We start from the raw sequence: 1,659 nt of genomic DNA, 5'->3' as shown, positions 1-1,659 counted from the left end.
CTTTCATTAAACTGTCTAATTTTTGCTCTTCTGACCTACTCAATTGACAATAGGCTGAAGTATAAATTGCTAGAAATATGATGAGAATAAATGTTCTGATTTTCATTTTTTTAAATTAAGCACAACGTCTCGTATATGAAAAGTAGCGCTGAAAATAAGCGATAACTTTTTGGATGAACACGAGCCGAATTTTTAAATTTTATTAATTATTTTGTTTTGGGAATTTGTCAAATTTAAAAATTTGGCGACTTTCCAAAAATGCCCAAACCATTCTGTTAGCAACAACTTGCGCTATTTTTTATATACATTGTTACCATACGTTTTTACAGGTTATCTTTAATGACACGCTCAATTTTTTCTTTATCAAAACCAGATTCTAAATAAACAACATTTCCTTTTTTATCTATAATCATAAAAGTAGGTGCAGCTTGAACTGAATATGTGTTAGCGAGTTCTTTTCCTTTATATAATACAGGGTAATTTATTTTTATTTTTGAAACATACTCTTGTAAGTTTTCTTTAGGAAAATCTTCTCTAAACTCCACACCATACAACAAAAACTTGTTGATTTTGTATTTCTCCCTCAATGCGTTAAGTTCAGGTACGGCCTTAACACAAGGACCACAAAATTTAAACCAAAATTCTAATAATACAACATTACCTTTAAATTTCGAAAAGTCTACCAATTTATCATTTTCTAAATTTGGTATCTTCCATTCTCCTATTTTTTGTTTTTCCGTTTCAGTTATATTCTCTTTTGATTGTAAAATCATTTTTTGTTGCATTTGCTTGAGGTAATCTTCAAAAGTTATCCTTTTATATTCTTTTGAAAGCAAAGCTCCAGTCCATATTTTATTGTCTATTTTGTAATTGAAATTTAAGTTTTCAACGGTTCTACTCAATGTTCCCGAAGGTCCGTTAGGCATTATTATTTTTCTAGGAATGTAATCAGATTTATTTATGATTAAGGAATATTTATTATAATTAGCATCTGCTTTGTCAAAAGTATTTATCCTTAATTTTTCCCAATCAATAACACTATTTTTCAATGAAATTTCAAATACATAATTATCCTGTCCATTTAAAATAAAATCGTCTTTTCTTTCAATTTCAACGCTCTTATTATTGATTAATTGGGGTAAAAGTTTTATAATAGGATAGAGCGTTAATAGCAAAGGGTTATTGGGATTTCGAGAACCTCTGGTTACTATCAGTTTTTCTTTATTTAAAGATTGAATATGATGTTTTCCATTAAAAATTAGTTCAGCATCCTTATTTTTTATGAAATACCTTGGTGTAGAGTATTCAGCGGTTTGAGTAAAGTCAAAGAATATTTCATCATCACTATTTATATAAGTGACTCTGCTCTCGTTTCCTTCAAATTTCGAGGTATAGAAAACACTTTCAATATCGTTTAATTTAGAAATGATTTTTTGTAGAATCTGAATATCCGAGTCTTGGCTATAAATGCTTATCGTTGTCAAAAAGAAAACTAAATAAATTGCTTTTCTCATAATTGCTTAAATGTATGGTAACGCCGCGCTATGTGCAGTCCGGCTAATTTTAAGGAAATATAGCAAAATACTTTTAAGGATGTCATGTGAATTGGACTTCCTTATTCTCACATGACATCTTTCGCCAAGTAGTCCGCGCTAGCGG

Annotated in this window: 1 protein-coding gene; it reads right to left on the bottom strand. The window is 29.5% G+C overall.

Going from position 1 to position 1,659, the window contains the following annotated elements; translation table 11 throughout:
- Window positions 1–323: 323 nt before the first annotated feature.
- Window positions 324–1,514, bottom strand: a complete 1,191-nt coding sequence (locus tag ACFSQJ_RS14280; protein ID WP_377767651.1) for a TlpA family protein disulfide reductase — start codon at window positions 1,512–1,514, stop codon at window positions 324–326.
- Window positions 1,515–1,659: the final 145 nt, after the last annotated feature.

Origin of the sequence: Croceitalea marina (genome assembly GCF_042684265.1) — a bacterium.
GTDB lineage: Bacteria > Bacteroidota > Bacteroidia > Flavobacteriales > Flavobacteriaceae > Croceitalea > Croceitalea marina.
The sequence above is the reverse complement of the archived record's forward strand: the minus strand, read 5'-3'. Positions and strand labels throughout refer to the sequence as shown.

Bases quoted from the DNA above. Each gene is read 5' to 3' on its own strand.
- ACFSQJ_RS14280 (WP_377767651.1), bottom strand. From the start codon at position 1,514: ATGAGAAAAGCAATTTATTTAGTTTTCTTTTTGACAACGATAAGCATT.